Origin of the sequence: Rhodanobacter lycopersici, assembly GCF_040812335.1 — a bacterium.
Classification (GTDB): Bacteria; Pseudomonadota; Gammaproteobacteria; order Xanthomonadales; family Rhodanobacteraceae; genus Rhodanobacter_A; species Rhodanobacter_A lycopersici.
On record NZ_JBFOHK010000001.1, the window covers coordinates 418,069 to 436,240 of the forward strand.

General features: G+C 66.4%; 14 protein-coding genes, 1 pseudogene and 1 riboswitch. Of the genes and pseudogenes, 5 read left to right on the plus strand and 10 right to left on the minus strand.

Annotation, left to right across the window (positions count from 1 at the left end; translation table 11 throughout):
* Nucleotides 1-8 precede the first annotated feature (8 nt).
* Together rpsA and cmk are read right to left on the minus strand one after the other, a co-directional pair.
* Nucleotides 9-1,670: pseudogene (rpsA, locus tag ABQJ54_RS01855) on the minus strand (30S ribosomal protein S1); the annotation flags it as partial.
* A 168-nt stretch (nucleotides 1,671-1,838) separates the two neighbouring features.
* Nucleotides 1,839-2,519 carry a (d)CMP kinase gene (gene cmk, locus ABQJ54_RS01860; protein WP_367852581.1) on the minus strand — a complete coding sequence of 227 codons (681 nt, stop codon included), beginning with the start codon at nucleotides 2,517-2,519 and terminating at the stop codon, nucleotides 1,839-1,841.
* Between the two features lie 102 nt (nucleotides 2,520-2,621).
* Between cmk and ABQJ54_RS01865 the strand changes: the two genes are divergently transcribed.
* The 4 genes from ABQJ54_RS01865 (at nucleotide 2,622) to ykgO (ending at nucleotide 6,348) form a co-directional block, all read left to right on the plus strand.
* A complete protein-coding gene (locus ABQJ54_RS01865) occupies nucleotides 2,622-2,879 on the plus strand; it encodes an acyl-CoA-binding protein (RefSeq protein ID WP_367852582.1) in 258 nt (85 codons plus the stop codon).
* Between the two features lie 71 nt (nucleotides 2,880-2,950).
* Nucleotides 2,951-4,969, plus strand: a complete 2,019-nt coding sequence (locus ABQJ54_RS01870) for an FAD-dependent oxidoreductase (protein ID WP_367852583.1) — start codon at nucleotides 2,951-2,953, stop codon at nucleotides 4,967-4,969.
* A 264-nt stretch (nucleotides 4,970-5,233) separates the two neighbouring features.
* The gene (locus tag ABQJ54_RS01875) at nucleotides 5,234-6,145 is read left to right on the plus strand and encodes a LysR substrate-binding domain-containing protein (protein WP_367852584.1); all 912 of its coding nucleotides are present in this window, start codon (nucleotides 5,234-5,236) and stop codon (nucleotides 6,143-6,145) included.
* A 77-nt stretch (nucleotides 6,146-6,222) separates the two neighbouring features.
* Complete coding sequence (gene ykgO / locus ABQJ54_RS01880) at nucleotides 6,223-6,348, plus strand: type B 50S ribosomal protein L36 (RefSeq protein WP_007080705.1); 126 nt, start codon at nucleotides 6,223-6,225, stop codon at nucleotides 6,346-6,348.
* A gap of 141 nt (nucleotides 6,349-6,489) precedes the next feature.
* On the opposite strand, the gene greA is transcribed toward ykgO, so the two are convergent.
* The 3 genes from greA to carA are packed head-to-tail and all read right to left on the minus strand — an operon-like array spanning nucleotide 6,490 to nucleotide 11,322.
* Nucleotides 6,490-6,969: a transcription elongation factor GreA gene (greA, locus tag ABQJ54_RS01885; protein ID WP_367852585.1), complete on the minus strand. Its 480-nt coding sequence runs from the start codon at nucleotides 6,967-6,969 to the stop codon at nucleotides 6,490-6,492.
* Entirely contained in the window at nucleotides 6,966-10,193 is a 3,228-nt protein-coding gene (gene carB / locus ABQJ54_RS01890) for a carbamoyl-phosphate synthase large subunit (RefSeq protein ID WP_367852586.1), read from the minus strand. The genes greA and carB overlap by 4 nt, the downstream gene beginning before the upstream one ends.
* Nucleotide 10,194: 1 nt before the next feature.
* A complete protein-coding gene (gene carA, locus ABQJ54_RS01895) occupies nucleotides 10,195-11,322 on the minus strand; it encodes a glutamine-hydrolyzing carbamoyl-phosphate synthase small subunit (protein WP_367852587.1) in 1,128 nt (375 codons plus the stop codon).
* A 213-nt stretch (nucleotides 11,323-11,535) separates the two neighbouring features.
* Here carA and ABQJ54_RS01900 point away from each other — a divergent pair, with 213 nt between their 5' ends.
* Nucleotides 11,536-12,231, plus strand: a complete 696-nt coding sequence (locus ABQJ54_RS01900) for a 2OG-Fe(II) oxygenase (protein WP_367852588.1) — start codon at nucleotides 11,536-11,538, stop codon at nucleotides 12,229-12,231.
* A gap of 4 nt (nucleotides 12,232-12,235) precedes the next feature.
* Here the strand turns inward: ABQJ54_RS01900 and ABQJ54_RS01905 are convergent, their stop codons facing one another.
* The 5 genes from ABQJ54_RS01905 to dnaK form a co-directional block, all read right to left on the minus strand.
* Complete coding sequence (locus ABQJ54_RS01905; RefSeq protein WP_367852589.1) at nucleotides 12,236-13,240, minus strand: sodium:calcium antiporter; 1,005 nt, start codon at nucleotides 13,238-13,240, stop codon at nucleotides 12,236-12,238.
* Between the two features lie 98 nt (nucleotides 13,241-13,338).
* Nucleotides 13,339-13,455, minus strand: a riboswitch (yybP-ykoY riboswitch).
* Nucleotides 13,456-13,498: 43 nt separating this feature from the next.
* On the minus strand, nucleotides 13,499-14,296 hold the full coding sequence (gene dapB / locus ABQJ54_RS01910) for a 4-hydroxy-tetrahydrodipicolinate reductase (protein ID WP_367852590.1): 798 nt from the start codon (nucleotides 14,294-14,296) through the stop codon (nucleotides 13,499-13,501).
* A gap of 59 nt (nucleotides 14,297-14,355) precedes the next feature.
* Nucleotides 14,356-15,477, minus strand: a complete 1,122-nt coding sequence (gene dnaJ / locus ABQJ54_RS01915; RefSeq protein ID WP_367852591.1) for a molecular chaperone DnaJ — start codon at nucleotides 15,475-15,477, stop codon at nucleotides 14,356-14,358.
* Nucleotides 15,474-16,100, minus strand: a complete 627-nt coding sequence (locus tag ABQJ54_RS01920) for a TMEM175 family protein (RefSeq protein ID WP_367852592.1) — start codon at nucleotides 16,098-16,100, stop codon at nucleotides 15,474-15,476. Before ABQJ54_RS01920 ends, dnaJ begins: the two co-directional genes overlap by 4 nt.
* 84 nt (nucleotides 16,101-16,184) lie before the next feature.
* Nucleotides 16,185-18,104, minus strand: coding sequence for a molecular chaperone DnaK (dnaK, locus tag ABQJ54_RS01925; protein ID WP_367852593.1), 1,920 nt, complete (start codon nucleotides 18,102-18,104; stop codon nucleotides 16,185-16,187).
* Nucleotides 18,105-18,172 lie beyond the last annotated feature (68 nt).

The window sequence follows — 18,172 nt, forward strand, 5'->3', positions numbered from 1 at the left end:
ACGGCCTTGTTTAGCTGCTCCATGAGCAGCGCGCCGAGCTTGGTGGTGCCACCGGCCGCCGAGGAATACTCGGCCAGCGCTTCCTGCACATCCTCTTCGTCCTTGGCGCGGATCGACAGCGAGAGCTGACGGCCCTTGCGGTCCATGCCGGTGAACTTGGCCTCGACCTTGTCACCCACCTTCAGGTGCTGGGTGGCGTCGTCGATGCGCTCCTTGGCGATGTCGTTGGCGCGCAGGTAACCCTCCACGCCCTCGCCCAGGTCGATCACCGCACCCTTGGCGTCCACTTCCTTCACCGTGCCGGTGACCACGCTGCCGCGCGAGTGGTTGGCCATGAACTGGCCAAACGGATCCTGCTCCATCTGCTTGATGCCGAGCGAGATGCGCTCGCGCTCCGGATCCACGGCCAGCACCACGGCCTCGATCTCGTCGCCCTTCTTGAAGTTGCGCACGAGATCTTCGCCGGACATCTGCCAGGAGATGTCGGACAGATGCACCAGGCCGTCGATGCCGCCTTCCAGGCCGATGAACACGCCGAAGTCGGTGATCGACTTGATCTGGCCGGAGACCTTGTCGCCCTTCTTGTGCATGGCGGCGAAGGCTTCCCACGGGTTGGAGCGGGTCTGCTTGATGCCCAGCGAGATGCGGCGACGCTCCTCGTCCACGTCCAGCACCATCACTTCGGTCTCGTCGCCGACCTGCACCACCTTGGCCGGGTTGACGTTCTTGTTGGTCCAGTCCATCTCGGACACATGGACCAGGCCCTCGACGCCCGGCTCGATCTCGACGAAGCAGCCGTAGTCGGTGACGTTGGAGACCTTGCCGAACAGGCGCGAGCTCACCGGGTAACGGCGCGAGATGTTCACCCACGGATCGTCGCCCAGCTGCTTCAGGCCCAGCGAGACGCGGTTGCGCTCCTTGTCGAACTTCAGCACGCGCACTTCCAGCTCGTCGCCGACGTTGACGACTTCGCTCGGGTGACGCACGCGCTTCCACGCCATATCGGTGATGTGCAGCAGGCCGTCGATGCCGCCCAAGTCCACGAACGCGCCGTAGTCGGTGAGGTTCTTGACCACGCCCTTGATGATGGCGCCCTCGACCAGGCGCTCCAGCAGCTGCTCGCGCTCGGCGGAGAACTCGGTCTCGACGACGGCACGGCGGCTGACCACCACGTTGTTGCGCTTGCGGTCGAGCTTGATGATCTTGAACTCGAGTTCCTTGCCCTCGAGGTAGGTCGGCTCGCGCACCGGGCGCACGTCGACCAGCGAGCCCGGCAGGAACGCACGGACATCCTTGATGTCGACGGTGAAGCCGCCCTTGACCTTGCCGGAGATCATGCCCTTGATGGTCTCTTCCTTGTCGAACGCCTCTTCGAGGTCGTCCCACACCATCGAGCGCTTGGCTTTCTCGCGCGACAGCTTGGTTTCGCCGAAACCGTCTTCCAGGGCTTCGAGGGCCACCTTCACGGGATCGCCGACGCTCACCTCGAGGGTGCCATCCTCGCCCTTGAATTGCTCGATCGGGACGATGCCTTCGCTCTTCAGGCCCGCGTTGATCACGACGACGTCGTTGCGGATTTCCACCACGATGCCGGTGACGATGGCGCCGGGCTTCAGCTTGGCGATGGCCTGCTGGCTCTGTTCAAACAGTTCGGCAAAACTTTCAGTCATGTTGATTCCAGAATGGGAAAGGAAGGCTGCCATAACCCTGCGAAGGGCTGTATCGACAGCGATCCACCGGTTGGGGTGTCTATGGAGCGTCCTTACGGGACGCCCGTCGCCACCATGGTTGAGTCCCGACCGTCATGGCCGGGAACGGAAACCGCCGCGCCGCCCCGTTCAGGGCTGCACGACAGTGAGAACTTTTGCGACTACCTGGTCGATGTCCATGCCGGTGGTATCCACCAGCACGGCCTCCGGCGCGGGCCTGAGCGGCGCGACCGCCCGCGACGCATCGCGGTGGTCACGCGCCTCGATCTCGCGCTGCAGACTCGCTAGTGTAACGTTCAGCCCCTTTTCCTTCAACTGCTTATAGCGCCTTTTCGCCCGTTCGGCGGCGCTGGCGGTGAGGAACACCTTGAACGGCGCATCCGGGAAGATCACCGTACCCATGTCGCGCCCGTCGGCCACCAGGCCGGGGGCTTTGCGGAAGCCCAGTTGCAATTCCACCAACGCCTGCCGCACCGGGGCGATCGAGGCGATCGCCGAGGCCGCCGCGCCGGCGGTCTCGGTGCGCAGCTCGTCGGTGGCATCGTGGCCATTGACCAGGATGCGGGTGTCACTGCCGTCGGCACTGGGCTGGAAGCGGATCTTCGTGGTCTGCGCACAGCGGGTCACCGCCTCGGCGTCGGACAGGTCCAGCCCCGCCGCCCCGGCGGCGTAACCCACCGCCCGGTACAAGGCGCCCGAGTCGAGCAGCCGCCAGCCCAGGTGCTCGGCCACCTGTCGGCTGATCGTGCCCTTGCCTGAGCCCGAGGGGCCGTCGATGGTCAGCACGGGGACGGGAGCGGTTCGGCTCATGACGGATCCTGGTCGGGCGAGGGGTTCGCATGGTATCGCGCCGGTCCCCGCAGCATCGCGTACCATGGCGAAATTCTGCACCGTGCGTTCCGCCGAGCCGCCATGAACGATCTTCGCCACGCATTCGATCAGGCCGCCGAGGACGTGAAGCGGCTGGATTACCGCCCCGACAATGACACCCTGCTCAAGCTGTACGCGCTCTACAAGCAGGGCTCGGAAGGCGATGCCCGTGGCGAACAGCCCGGTTTCTTCGATTTCGTGGGCACTGCCAAACTCGAAGCCTGGATGCAGTTGCGCGGCCTCCCGCAAGACGAGGCGATGCACCGCTACGTCGCCCTGGTGGAGCAGTTGCGGGCCTGAGTCTTGGACGCCGCTTGCGTCCGAGCCCCGCAACGGGCACATTCATACGATCGTTTGAACACGGTCGCACCATGAACTACCCTCATCTGTTCGCCCCGCTGGACCTGGGTCACATCACCCTGCCCAACCGCATCTTGATGGGTTCGATGCACACGGGGCTGGAGGATAAGGCCGCCGACTATGACAAGCTGGCCGCCTATTTCGCCGAGCGCGCCCGCGGCGGCGTGGGACTGATGGTGACCGGCGGCATCGCGCCCAGCATCCGTGGCTGGCTGAAACCCTTCGGCGGCCGCCTCACGATGCCCTGGCACAAGCCGCGCCACCGCAAGCTCACCGATGCTGTGCATGCCGAAGGCGGCCGCATCTGCCTGCAGATCCTGCACGCTGGACGCTATGGCTATCACCCGCTGTCGGTCGCCCCTTCGGCGATCAAGTCGCCGATCACCCCATTCACGCCGCGGGCGCTGTCCGCGCGTGGTGTGGAGCGAACCATCCGCGACTTCGTGCGTTGCGCCGTACTCGCCCGCGAGGCGGGCTACGACGGCATCGAGGTGATGGGCTCGGAGGGCTATCTCATCAACCAGTTCATCGCCGCGCGTACCAACCACCGCAGCGACGCCTGGGGTGGCGATGCCTCACGGCGCATGCGTTTCCCCGTGGAAATCGTGCGCCGCACGCGTGAGGCGACCGGCCGCGACTTCATCATCATCTACCGGCTATCGATGCTGGACCTGGTTGCAGACGGGCAGAACCAGGAGGAGATCGTGGCGCTGGCCAAGGCCATCGAGGCCGCCGGCGCCAGCATCATCAACACCGGCATCGGCTGGCACGAGGCGCGTGTGCCCACCATCGTCACCAGCGTGCCGCGCGCCGGCTTCGCCTGGGTGACGAGGAAGCTCAGGGGCGAAGTGTCGATCCCGCTGGTCGCCACCAACCGCATCAACCTGCCCGAGGTGGCCGAGCGCGTGCTGGTCGAAGGCGATGCCGACATGGTGTCGATGGCACGTCCGCTGCTGGCCGACCCCGAATGGGCGAACAAGGCGAAAACCGGCCGCAGCGAACGCATCAACACCTGCATCGCCTGCAACCAGGCCTGCCTCGACCATGTGTTCCAGAATCGCCGCGCCAGTTGCCTGGTCAACCCGCGCGCCTGCCACGAGACCGAGTTGAAGATCGAGCCGGCGGTGCGGCGCAAACGCATTGCCGTGGTCGGCGCGGGACCGGCCGGCATGGCCTGCGCCGCCATGTTGGCCGAGCGCGGCCACACGGTGACCCTGATCGATCGCGCCAGCGAGATCGGCGGCCAGTTCAACTACGCCAAGCGCATTCCGGGCAAGGAGGAATTCCATGAAACCCTGCGCTATTTCCGCCACCGTCTCGCCGATGCCCGCGTCGAGCTGAAGCTGGACCACGAGACCGATGCCGCCTCGCTCAAGACAGCCGGCTACGACGAGGTGGTGGTCGCCACCGGGGTCCTGCCGCGCCGCGTGAGTTTTCCGGGCAGCGCCGACCCGCGCGTGCTGGGCTACCTCGACGTACTGGCACGCGACCGGCCGGTGGGCGCGCGGGTGGCGATCATCGGTGCCGGCGGCATTGGCTTCGACGTGGCCGAATTCCTGGTCGAACACCAGCCCTCCCCCACTACCGACGTGGCACGCTGGACGCGCGAATGGGGTGTGGACATGCAGTTCGTTCAGCGCAGTGGCCTCCAGCCGCCACAGCCTGAAGCGCCGCTGCGGCAGGTCTGGCTGCTCCAGCGCAGCGACGGCCGTCCCGGCGCCAGGCTCAACAAGACCACTGGCTGGGTGCATCGGGCCACCCTCAAGGCCAAGCACGTGACCATGCTGGGCAAGGTCACCTACGAGCGTTTCGACGACCAGGGCCTGCACGTCACCGTCGATGGTCAGCCGCAGATCCTCCCGGTCGACAATGTGGTGGTCTGCGCCGGCCAGGAGCCGGACCGTCGCCTGGCCGACGAACTGGCGGCCTTGGGTGTCACGTCGCATCTGATCGGCGGCGCCGACGTGGCCGCCGAACTCGACGCCAAGCGGGCCATCGACCAAGGAATGCGACTGGCCTGCCGGATCTAAACCCTTTGGTTGCCTGCGATGGCAAGCCACCGGGCATCGGCTAGCTGGTCGTTCCTGGCACGCGCCCAAAGAAAACGCCTCGCGAAACGACGCATCGATAGGGCCCGGGGGGGAGGTGGCCAGTATCGTGTCCAGCGTCGCTGCGAGGCGAGGTCGCCACCATCCGGGGGAGGGGGGGAGGATGATGGGACGAGGGGTATTTTATGAGCGACACGTTCAAGTATCTAATATATATTTAGATCGATTCTTATATGGAAAGCGACTATGTTCGACTTCCGCCAGTTGCGCTACTTCATCGCGGTCGCCGAGGAGTTGAGCTTCACCCGTGCCGCGATCCGCCTGCACATCTCCCAGCCGCCGCTCTCCCAGCAGATCCAGGCGCTGGAGCGGGATTTGGGCGTGTCTCTCCTTGAACGCAGCAAACGCAAGGTGGCCCTGACCGAACCCGGCCAGGTCTTTCTGGAACAGGCGCGCCAGATCCTGGCCCAGGCCGAGCTGGCACGCAGCCGCACTGCGGCAGTCGCGGCCGGCCACAGTGGCCAGCTGCGGCTGGCCTACACGGTGTCGGTATCGTTCCATCCCGCCTTGCCGCGCGCCTTGTTGCGTCATCGCCAGGCGGCACCGGAAGTGAGCATCCAGCTGTGCGAGATGTACACCGAGCCGCAATTCGCGGCCCTGCTGGCCAACGAAATAGACGTTGGTTTCGTGCGCGACGAGCCTCGCCACATTCAGGACGCCCGCCAGCTGCAGTTGCGCGTGCTCGACCGCGAACCCCTGCTGCTCGCCCTGCCCTCCAGCCATCCGTTGGCCACCCGCGAGGAACTGCGCATGGCCGACGTGGCTGATGAGGCCTTCGTCACCCAGCCGCGCGAACTGGCTGCCACCCTGCACGACCGACTCAGGAAGCTGGCCGGCGAGGCCGGCTTCCAGCCCCGCATCGTGCAGCAGGCCCAGCAGATCAACGGCCTGCTGGCATTGGTGGCCGCCGGCTTGGGGCTGGCGCTGGTGCCGGCGACGATGCGGGTCGTGCACCTCGCCGGGGTCAGCTATGTACCGCTGGCCGACCACTCGGCCCATCTGCTGCTCGCCGTGGCCAGCCGCATCGGTGACCCGTCGCCGGTGCTGGCACAATTCCTCGCCACGGTTGAGCAATCGGCCGCTGGCCCTGGGGGCTGACCCGATGACTTGTGGCTGGCGATTCAGCAAGTTATACTTGCTCGCTGATGTTTTCCGTTTGGTATCAGGAGCTGGCCGTGAAGGTGCTTAACTCGTTGAAGTCCGCCAAGGCGCGGCACCGCGACTGCAAGATCGTGCGCCGTCGCGGCAAGGTGTTCGTGATCTGCAAGAGCAACCCGCGTTTCAAGGCTCGCCAGCGCTGAGTCCAGCGCGGCTTGTGCCGACGAAAAGGCCGCGCCATGCGCGGCCTTTTTGCTGCCTTGGCCCTGGGAATGGAACCACGCAAGCCATCCAAGCAAAGGCCCCGCGAAAGCGGGGCCTTTGCTTTCAACCGGGTCGCCAGTTCACTCGTAGCGCACACCCGTGATCTCGTAACGCTTCACGCCGTTGGGCGCGTTGAATTCGAAGCTGTCGCCTTCGAGCTTGCCGATCAATGCGCGCGCGATCGGCGAGGACACGGCGATCAGGCCCTGCTTGATGTCGGCCTCGAGGTCACCCACGATCTGGTAGGTCACCTCGGCACCGCTGTCCTCGTCCGCCAGATCCACCACGGCACCGAACACCACCTTGCTGCCTGGACTCAGCCGCGACACGTCGATCACCTGGGCCGTGGACAGCAGCGCCTCCAGCTGGGCGATACGGCCCTCGATGAAGCTCTGCAGTTCGCGCGCGGCGTGGTACTCGGCGTTCTCCTTGAGGTCGCCGTGCGCGCGGGCCTCGGCGATCGCCGCGATGATGCGCGGACGCTCCGTCGACTTCAGGCGTTCCAGTTCGGCGCGCAGGCGTTCCGAACCGGCCTTGGTGATAGGGGCACGGGCGCTCATGCATTCAGCTCCTTGTGCAGTTCCTGCAGGCTGTGCACGTCCTCGCTGCCGTGGAAATCCAGCGAATGGACCAGCGCACGCGCACCCGCGACGGTGGTGGAATAGGTGACGCGCTGCTGCAGCGCCTCGCGCCGGATCGAGAACGAGTCGGCAATCGCCTGCTTGCCCTCGGTGGTGTTGACAATGTAGACGATCTCGCCGTTCTTGATCAGGTCGACGATGTGCGGGCGGCCTTCGAGCACCTTGTTGATGCGCTCGCAAGCCACACCGTGGCCGTTGAGATAGGTCGCCGTACCGGAAGTGGCGACCAGGCTGAAACCGCGGCGCAATACCTCCTGCGCCACCGGCAGCAAACGATCCTTGTCGGCGTCGCGCACCGACACGAACACCTTGCCCTTCGGCGGCGTCTTGATGCCGGCCGCGTCGTGGCCGCGGGCGAAGGCGGCGCCGAAGCTGCGGCCCACGCCCATCACCTCGCCGGTGGAACGCATCTCGGGGCCGAGGATCGGATCCACGTTCTGGAACTTGAGGAACGGGAAGATCGCCTCCTTCACCGAGTAGTACGAGGGAATCACTTCCTTCATGGCGCCCTGCTGCGGCAGCGACTTGCCGGCCATCGCGCGCGCGGCGATCTTGGCCAGCGGCACGCCGGTGGCCTTGGAGACGAACGGTACGGTGCGCGAGGCGCGCGGGTTCACCTCGAGGATGAACACGGTGTCACCCTGGATCGCGAACTGGGTGTTCATCAGGCCGACGACCTTCAGCTCCTTCGCCATCGCTGCCGCCTGCCGACGCATCTCGTCCTGCACCTCGGCGGTGAGCGAATACGGCGGCAGCGAGCAGGAGGAGTCGCCGGAGTGCACGCCGGCCTCCTCGATGTGCTCCATGATGCCGCCGATCAGCACGTTGCCGGCGGCGTCGGCGATGATGTCCACGTCCACCTCGACTGCGTGGTCGAGGAAGCGGTCCAGCAGCACCGGCGAATCGTTCGACACCTGCACCGCCTCGCGGATGTAGCGCGACAGGTCGGCATCGTCGTACACCACTTCCATCGCGCGGCCGCCCAGCACGTAGCTGGGGCGCACCACCAGCGGATAGCCGATCTCGCGCGCCAGCGCCAGCGCCTCGTCGGCGTTGCGCGCGGTGCGGTTCGGCGGCTGGCGCAGGCCCAGCTTCTCGATCATCTGCTGGAAGCGCTCGCGGTCCTCGGCCAGGTCGATCGAGTCGGGCGAGGTACCGATGATCGGCGCACCGGCCGCCTCCAGCGCACGCGCCAGCTTCAGCGGGGTCTGGCCGCCGTACTGCACGATCACGCCCCTGGGCTTCTCGAGGTCGATGATCTCCAGCACGTCTTCCAGCGTCAGCGGCTCGAAGTACAGGCGGTCGGAGGTGTCGTAGTCGGTCGACACGGTTTCCGGGTTGCAGTTGACCATGATGGTCTCGAACCCGTCCTCGCGCAGCGCCAGCGCCGCGTGCACGCAGCAGTAGTCGAACTCGATGCCCTGGCCGATGCGGTTCGGGCCGCCGCCGAGCACGACGATCTTCTCGCGGCTGGTCGGGTTGGCCTCGCACTCTTCCTCGTAGGTCGAGTACATGTAGGCGGTGGTGGTGGCGAATTCGGCGGCGCAGGAGTCCACGCGCTTGTACACCGGGCGCACGCCCAGGGTGCGACGCAGGTGGCGCACGGCGGCCTCGCCGGAGCCGGTCAGTTCGGCGAGGCGCGCATCGGAGAAGCCCATGCGCTTCAGTTCGCGCATGCGCGGCTCATCCAGTGCGGTGATGCCCTGCGCCTGCACTTCCTTCTCGGCCAGCACGATGTCCTCGAACGCGGCGAGGAACCAGGGATCGACGCGGCTGAGCCCGTACACCTCTTCCAGCGTGAGACCTGCGCGGAACGCGTCGGCGAGGTGGAACACGCGGTCGGGCCGTGGCTCGCGCAGCTCGCGCTTGAGCATGGCCAGGCCATCGTCCGTGCCGATGTCCAGCCCGGTCGGGTTGAGGCCGGTCTTGCCGATCTCCAGGCCGCGCAGCGCCTTCTGCAGCGACTCGTGGAAGCTGCGGCCGATCGCCATCACCTCGCCCACCGACTTCATCTGGGTGGTGAGGCGCGCATCGGCGGCCGGGAACTTCTCGAACGCAAACCGGGGAATCTTGGTGACCACGTAGTCGATGGTCGGCTCGAACGAGGCCGGAGTGAGGCCGCCGGTGATGTCGTTCTTCAGTTCGTCCAGCGTGTAGCCCACGGCCAGCTTCGCGGCGATCTTGGCGATCGGGAAGCCAGTGGCCTTGGAGGCCAGCGCGGACGAGCGCGACACGCGCGGGTTCATCTCGATGACGACGACACGACCGTTCTCGGCATTGATGCCGAACTGCACGTTGGAACCGCCGGTGTCCACGCCGATCTTGCGCAGCACCGCGATGGAGGCATCGCGCAGGCGCTGGTATTCCTTGTCGGTGAGCGTCTGCGCCGGCGCCACGGTGATCGAGTCGCCGGTGTGCACGCCCATGGGATCGAGGTTCTCGATCGAGCAGACGATGATGCAGTTGTCCGCGGTGTCGCGGACCACTTCCATCTCGAACTCCTTCCAGCCCAGCACCGACTCCTCGACCAGCACTTCGTGCACCGGCGAGAGATCGAGGCCGCGCTTGACGATCTCCTCGAACTCTTCCTTGTTGTAGGCAATGCCGCCGCCCGAGCCGCCCAGGGTGAAGCTGGGGCGGATGATGGTCGGGAAGCCGACCTTGGCCTGGATCTCGACTGCCTGCTCGTAGCTCCTGGCGACTTCCGCCTTGGGGCAGTCCAGGCCGATCTCGGCCATCGCCTGCTTGAACAGCTCGCGGTCCTCGGCCATGCGGATCGCGTCGCGCTTCGCGCCGATCAGCTCGACCTTGTACTTGTCCAGCACGCCGTGGTCGGCGAGGTCGAGCGCACAGTTCAGCGCGGTCTGGCCGCCCATGGTGGGCAGCACCGCGTCCGGGCGCTCCTTGGCGATGATGCGCTCCACCGTCTGCCAGTTGATCGGCTCGATGTAGACGGCATCGGCCATTTCCGGGTCGGTCATGATGGTGGCGGGGTTGGAGTTCACCAGGATCACCCGGTAGCCCTCCTCCTTCAGCGCCTTGCAGGCCTGGGCGCCGGAGTAGTCGAACTCGCAGGCCTGGCCGATCACGATCGGGCCGGCGCCGATGATCAGGATGCTCTTGATGTCGCTACGCTTGGTCATCTCAGCGGGCCTCCTGCATCAGCTTGGCAAACCGGTCGAACAGATAACCGATGTCGTGGGGACCGGGTGAGGCTTCCGGATGGCCCTGGAAGCAGAACGCCGGGCGGTCGGTGAGCGCGAAACCCTGCAGCGAACCGTCGAACAGCGAGGTGTGCGTGACCCGCACGTTCGCCGGCAGCGTGGCCGGGTCCACCGCGAAACCATGGTTCTGGCTGGTGATCAGCACGCGGCCATCGCCGTGGTCCTTCACCGGATGGTTTGCGCCGTGGTGGCCGAACTTCATCTTCAGCGTCTTCGCGCCCAGCGCCAGGCCCATGATCTGGTGGCCGAGGCAGATGCCGAACAGCGGGATCCTCGCGTCGAGGAAGGCCTTGGCGGCGACGATCGCGTAATCGCAGGCCGCCGGGTCGCCGGGGCCGTTGGAGAGGAACACACCGTCGGGCTGCATCGCCAGCACTTCGGATGCTGGCGTCTGCGCCGGCACCACCGTGATGTCGCAGCCCTGCTCCGCCAGCAGGCGCAGAATGTTGTTCTTCACGCCGTAGTCGTAGGCCACCACCTTGAAGCGCCTGGCTGGCTGGTTGAAGGCCTGGCGGTCGAGGTCGTAGACGCCCGCGTTCCACGCATAGGCCTGGTCGGTGCACACCACCTTGGCGAGATCCATGCCGTTGAGGCCGGGGAAGGCACGCGCCTTGGCCAGGGCGGCCTCGACGTCGATCTGCTCGCCCGCGACGATGCAACCGTTCAGGGCGCCCTTGTCGCGCAGGATGCGGGTAAGGCGGCGGGTATCGATGCCGGCAATCGCCACGACGCCCTGGCGCCTCAGATAATCGGGCAGGCTCTCCGTGCTGCGCCAGTTGCTCGCCCTGCGTGGCACGTCGCGCACTATCAGACCGGCGGCATGCACCTTGCCGGATTCGACATCCTCGGCGTTGCAGCCGGTGTTGCCGATGTGGGGGTAGGTCAGGGTGACGAGCTGCCGGCTGTACGAGGGATCGGTGAGGATCTCCTGGTAGCCGGTCATGGCGGTGTTGAAGACCACCTCGCCGACGGTCTCACCAGTCGCGCCCACGGCATGGCCGTGGAACACGCTGCCGTCTTCGAGGGCAAGCAGTGCGGGGATGGGCATGGGAACCGCCTTTCGGGTGCAGCAAAGTCCGCAAGCCGCAGGAAGCAGGCTTGAGAACCTTGGAAGGGAGGACATTCGGGCGGGTCGCAATGATAGGCGCAGCGGCGCCGGCTGTCCACTTCGATCGAGGCAAAAGACGCCGCATCCGTCAGCCTCCGTATCGCTGTCCGGCGCTACACTGGTGCAAAGTTTCCTGGGGAGTGAAGCCTGTTCATGAGTCCGGACGCCCTGCTCGATCCCGCGCGCCTCGATCGCCCGGACACCTTGGTACGGCACGCGCCGTTTCCGTTCATGATTGCCCACGGCCAGCTGCCCGATGAGGCGCGTGGCGACCTGGACCGCGACTTTCCACGCTACCCCAGCGCCGGCTTCTTTCCCTGGGACCCGGCCGACTGCGGCCCCTCGGTCAATGCGCTGGTCGAACAGCTCACCACGCCGGCCTTCGCCGGGCTGATCGGCCAACGGCTGGGCATCGCCGACCTCGGCCAATACCCCACCCTGGTGACGCTGTGCCGGCTGCTGAACAAGCGCCACGGCACCATCCACACCGACAGCAAATCCAAGGTGGCCACGGCCCTGCTCTACCTCAATCCGCAGTGGTCCGACACCAGCGACGGCTGCCTGCGCTTCCTCGACAAGATCAACGACATCGACGCCACGGTGGCCCCCGAACTGCCGCCGCTGTATGGCGAATTCGCGGTATTCAAGCGCTGCGACAATTCCTTCCACGGCCACCTGCCCTACGAGGGCGAGCGCCGGGTGATCCAGGTGGCCTGGCTCACCAGCGAGGAGGAAAAGCTGCGCAAGACCAAGCGCGGCAAATTCTCCCGCCTGTTCAAGAAGCTGTTCGGCAAGCTGGATACGCGCTACGGCGCCGATCGCGACCGCAACGCCGCGCATCCGGACTGAAGCGTCAACCGATGAAGTGCCAGGCCACGAAGGCGGCGAACACGCCGTACAGCAGGCCGACCGGCAACAGCCGGCGCGCATCCACGCGACCACGCCGGAACAGCCACCACAGATAGACGATGGCGGCTGCGGTGAGTACGCCGGACACGATCAGCGGCGGGTCGAACAGCCACGGCGTGGCGAAGATCGCCAGCGCACTGGGAATCGTCGCCTGGATCATCATCGCGCCGGAGATGTTGGCCAACGCCAGGCGCTCTTTGCCCTGGCGCACCCAGATCAGCGCGTTGAGCGTTTCCGGCAACTCCGTCGCCACCGGACTCAGCACCAGCGCCACCAGGTGCGGCGGCAGCGCGAAGGCTTCGCCGATCGCCTCCAACTGCCCCACGAACACCCGCGAAGCCACGGCGATCACCGCCAGCGCGGCCACCGTCTGCGCCATCACCCAGCGCATCGCGGGTTCGGCCTGGTGCGGGCGCAGCTTCAGCGGCTCCAGTTCCTCGTCCTCCGGCGCACTGTCGTCGCTGCGCATCTCGCGCCACACGTACAGCGCATAAGCGAGCAGGAACCACACGCCCAGCAGCGGCTTGAGCGCGAACGCCACCAGACCCAGGCCCACCTTCACCGCGAAGATCGCCAGGAACCACGACTGGTCGCGCGCCAGTCGTTGATGGTCGACCCGCACCAGCCGGTCGCTGCGTTGCAGCCGATGGCGGTTGCTCCACAAGGCCACGCCGACCACCGCATAGGCAATCGTGGCCAGCACCAGCGGGCCGCCCATCGCCGCGCCCACGCCGATGTCGCGTGCCCCGGGTGTCTTGCCGAAGATCACCGCCACGAAGGTCACCGCGCTTTCCGGCAAGGCCGTGCCGAATGCCGCCAGCACGGTGCCGGTGGCCGTGGCGCCCAGCCGCAGCTTGCGGCCCAGCCACTCGATGCCGTTGACGAAGTATTCGCAGGCGAGATAGATCGCGCCGGCCGAGACGAGGAACAGGCAGAGGGTCAGCAGCATGGGATGCGCGGGGCCGGGCGAACGGATAAACCGATGGCTCAACGACACCGTTCGCCCGGCCGGGTGAATGCGTCGCTGGCCAAAGGTCTCGCCGGGCGAAGCACCACCGGACGGTGGCGCCTGCTGTCCGCACCATGGCGCCGGAAAACGGCGACCAAGTCTGTTGATGCGAACGCCTCTGGGGACGAGGCTGGCTACTCCCCAATGACAGGTCGACGATGGTAGCGACGGCGGCCGGGTGGGGCAAGCCGGGCGGGATCAGGCCGGCGATGCGAGCACGTCTTCCATCTGCCAGTGACCGGCCGCGCGGCCGACCAGCCAGTGCGCGGCCTGCAACGCCCCCCGCGCAAAGATCGCGCGGTCAGTGGCGCGATGACCCAGCTCCACCCGCTCGCCCTGCCCGATCAGCAGCGCCTGATGCTCACCCACGATGTCGCCGCCACGCACCACCGCGAAGCCGATGCTGGCGGGAACACGCTCGCCGGTACGCCCTTCGCGGCTGTAGACGCCCACCTCATCCAGCGTGGTGTCGCGTGCGGCGGCGGCGGCCTGCCCCAGCGCCAGCGCCGTGCCCGAAGGCGCGTCCTGCTTGCGGCCGTGGTGGGCCTCGACGATTTCCAGGTCCCAATCCGGCAAGGCTGCGGCAGCCTCGCGCAGCAGCCGCGTCAGCAGCGCCACGCCGAGACTGAAGTTCGCGGCGCGCAGCAGCGCGATGCGCGTACCGGCCGTCTCCAGCCGCGCCTGCAGGGCTGCATCGAGACCGGTGGTGCCGGTCACCAGGGGAATGCCGTGCGCGAGGCAATGGTCCAGCGCCGCGGCCAGACCGGCCGGGCCGCTGAAGTCGATCACCACGTCGAGCGCGGGCGCCTTCGACCAGTCATGTGCGTGACGCAAGGCCTGCCCCAGCCAGACCGGCTCGCCGTCGTGCATCGAGCCCGGCGATACCACCGCATGCATCAGCTCGAAGCGCCCATCCGCACGCAGCAGCGACAGCAGGGCCTGCCCCATGCGGCCGGAGGCACCATTGATAGCTAGGCGTAGTGGCGAACTGGTCATGACGGACATCCCGGCGTGAACGGCAAACGGACGTCCAAACTAGCAGAGACCGGCGTGACTTACGAAGTCACCCGCGACCAGAACTGCTTCACGCCGTCGACCCAGTTCTTCGCGCGCGGCATGTGCTCCTCGGCCGCGCCGTCGTTGAAGCTGGCCTCGAGCTGCTCCAGCAGTTCGCGCTGCTGCCTGGTGAGGCGCACCGGGGTTTCCACCACCACGCGGCAGATCAGGTCGCCGGCACGACCGCTGCGCACGGACTTCACGCCACGCCCGCGCAGGCGGAAGCTCTGACCGGTCTGGGTTTCCGGCGGGATGTTGATCGGCACCTCGCCATCCAGAGTGGGTACCGGCAGTTCGGCGCCCAGCGCCGCCTGCGAGAAGCGGATCGGCACTTCGCAGTACAGGTCGCTGCCCTCGCGCTGGAAGATGCGGTGCTCGCGCACCTGCACTTCCACGTACAGGTCACCGGCAGGCGCGCCGGCCGGGCCGGCTTCGCCCTGGCCGGTAAGGCGGATGCGGTCGCCGTTGTCCACGCCGGCGGGAATCTTCACCGACAGCGTGCGGGTTTCCTCCAGCCGCCCTTCGCCATGGCACTGCCTGCACGGCTTCTCGATGGCCTGGCCGCTGCCGCCGCAATGCGGGCAGGCCTGCTGGATCGAGAAGATGCCGTTCTGCATGCGCACGCGGCCGTGGCCGTGGCAGGTCTTGCACTGCACCGTCTTGCCGTCGGCCGAGCCGCTGCCGTTGCAGTGATGGCAGTTGACCTGGGTGGGAATCTCGATCTTCCGCTCGACGCCGAACACGGCTTCTTCGAGATCGAGTTCCATGATGTAGCGCAGGTCGGCGCCGCGGCGCGGCTGGCGGCCACGGCCACCGCCGAAGATGTCGCCGAAGATGTCGCCGAAGATGTCGCCCATGTCGCCGAAGCCGCCACCACCGCGGCCGCCCATGCCGCCTTCGAAAGCGGCGTGGCCGTACTGGTCGTACATCGCGCGCTTCTGCGCGTCGGCAAGCACCTCGTAGGCCTCCTTGGCCTCCTTGAACTTCTCCTGCGCGTGGGGATCGTCCGGACAACGGTCCGGGTGGTACTTCATCGCCAGGCGGCGGAAGGATTTCTTCAGCTCGACCTCGGTGACAGTACGTTCGACACCCAGGATTTCGTAGTAATCACGCTTGCTCATTGCTTGATCCGCGATTCGATGCGCCGATCAGGAATGAACCAGATCGCTGCCACCGTGGCATAAAACAGACACGACACCCACGGCGCCACGAACGCCAGCAGGATGCCTCCCAGGTACATGGCGACGGCCAGCTTGCCTTTCCAGTCGCCGCCGAGCGCCTGCGCCAGCAGCGAGGTCTTGCCGCCGTTCGCGCAGATCAGGCTGTATTGCAGCGGCAGCCAGGCGATGGCGCACATCAGCAACACGAAACCATAGGCAGCCACCGGCAACCGGGCGAACTCGTTCTCACCCATCCATCCGGTGGCTACCGGCATCAGCGACAACCAGAACAGCAGGTGCAGGTTGGCCCACAACACGCTGCCATCCACCCTTTTGGCCGCATGCAGGAAATGATGGTGGTTGTTCCAGTAGATGCCCACGTAGACGAAGCTCAGCACGTAGCTGAGGAACACCGGCCATTGCGCCGCGAGCACGCTCCAGTCGGCACCGTGCGGTACCTTCAGCTCCAGCACCATGATGGTGATGATGATGGCCATCACGCCATCGCTGAAGGCTTCCAACCGCCCCTTGTCCATCGCTCCCCCAGAAAAGCTTGTGCGCTCGTCCATGAGCGCGAGAGTCAAACGGGCGGCCATCCTTGGCCGCACTTTTCAATAACTCAATAACGAGCGTTGCTTTCGCGGCGCTCGTTTTGAGCCAAGGCGCGCTTACTTCTTGTCGTCCTTCACTTCGGTGAACTCGGCATCCACCACGTCGTCCGGCTGGGCCGAGCCACCCGGGCCTGGGCCCGACTGGGCGCCGGCATCGGCCGGGCCGCCCTGGGCAGCGGCGTACAGTGCCTGCGCTGCCTGCTCCAGCTTGGAGATCTTCGACTCGATCAGTGCCTTGTCGTCGCCGTCCTTGACCTTCTCCAGCTCCGACAGCGCCTCCTCGATGCTGCCGATCTGCGCGCCGACCTTGTCGCCGTGCTCCTTCAGCGCGCTGCGGGTGGCGTGCACCAGCTGGTCGGCCTTGTTGCGGGTACCCACCAGCTCGTGGAACTTCTTGTCCTCTTCCTTGTTCGCCTCGGCGTCGGCCACCATGCGGGCGATCTCCTCCTCGGACAGGCCCGAACCGGCCTTGATCTCGATCTTCTGCTCCTTGCCGGTCTTCTTGTCCTTGGCCGACACGTGCAGGATGCCGTTGGCGTCGATGTCGAAGGTCACCTCGATCTGCGGCATGCCGCGCGGCGCCGGCTCGATGCCCTGCAGGTCGAACTTGCCCAGCGACTTGTTCGCGTTGGCGCGCTCACGCTCGCCCTGCAACACGTGCACGGTCACCGCGGTCTGGTTGTCGTCGGCGGTGGAGAAGGTCTGCGCCGCCTTGGTCGGCACCGTGGTGTTCTTCTCGATCAGCTTGGTCATCACGCCGCCCATGGTCTCGATACCCAGCGACAACGGGGTGACGTCGAGCAGCAGCACGTCCTTGACCGAACCGCCCAGCACGCCGCCCTGGATCGCCGCGCCCACGGCCACGGCTTCGTCCGGGTTGACGTCCTTGCGCGGTTCCTTGCCGAAGAAGTCCTTCACCGACTCCTGCACCTTGGGCATGCGGGTCTGGCCACCGACCAGGATCACCTCGTCGATGTCGGACACGCGCAGGCCGGCATCATTGAGCGCGGTGCGGCACGGCTCGATGGTGCGCTTGACCAGGTCTTCCACCAGCGCTTCCAGCTTGGCGCGGGTCAGCTTGATGTTGAGGTGCTTCGGACCGGAGGCGTCGGCCGTCACGTAAGGCAGGTTCACCTCGGTCTGGTGCGACGAGGACAGCTCGATCTTGGCGCGTTCGGCGGCATCCTTCAGGCGCTGCAGGGCCAGCGGGTCCTTGCGCAGGTCGATGCCCTGGTCCTTCTGGAATTCCTCGACCAGGTAGTCGATGACGCGCATGTCGAAGTCCTCGCCACCGAGGAAGGTGTCGCCGTTGGTGGCCAGCACCTCGAACTGCTTCTCGCCATCGACCTCGGCGATCTCGATGATCGAGACGTCGAAAGTACCGCCGCCCAGGTCGTACACCGCGATCTTGCGGTCGCCGCCCTTCTTGTCCAGGCCATAGGCCAGCGCGGCCGCGGTCGGCTCGTTGATGATGCGCTTCACTTCCAGGCCGGCGATGCGGCCGGCGTCCTTGGTGGCCTGGCGCTGGCTGTCGTTGAAGTAGGCGGGCACCGTGATGACGGCCTCGGTGACCGGCTCGCCGAGATAGTCCTCGGCGGTCTTCTTCATCTTCATCAGCACCTTCGCGGAAACCTCCGGCGGCGCCATCTTCTTGCCGTCGGCGGTTGCCACCCAGGCGTCGCCATTGTCGTTCGCGACGATGGCGTAGGGCACGATGTGGATGTCCTTCTGCACCTCGGCGTCGGTGAACTTGCGGCCGATCAGGCGCTTCACCGCGTAAAACGTGTTCTTGGGATTGGTCACGCCCTGGCGCTTGGCCGGCGCGCCCACCAGCACTTCGCCGTCCTTGCTGAAGGCCACGATGGACGGCGTGGTGCGATCGCCCTCCGAATTCTCGATGACCCTGGCGGTGCTGCCGTCCATCACGGACACGCAGGAGTTGGTGGTGCCCAGGTCGATGCCGATGATCTTGCCCATGTACGTAGCTCCCGAATCTCGTATGCGGCCCCATGACCGCGCAATGGTTTTCCAGATGGGGCCCGCGT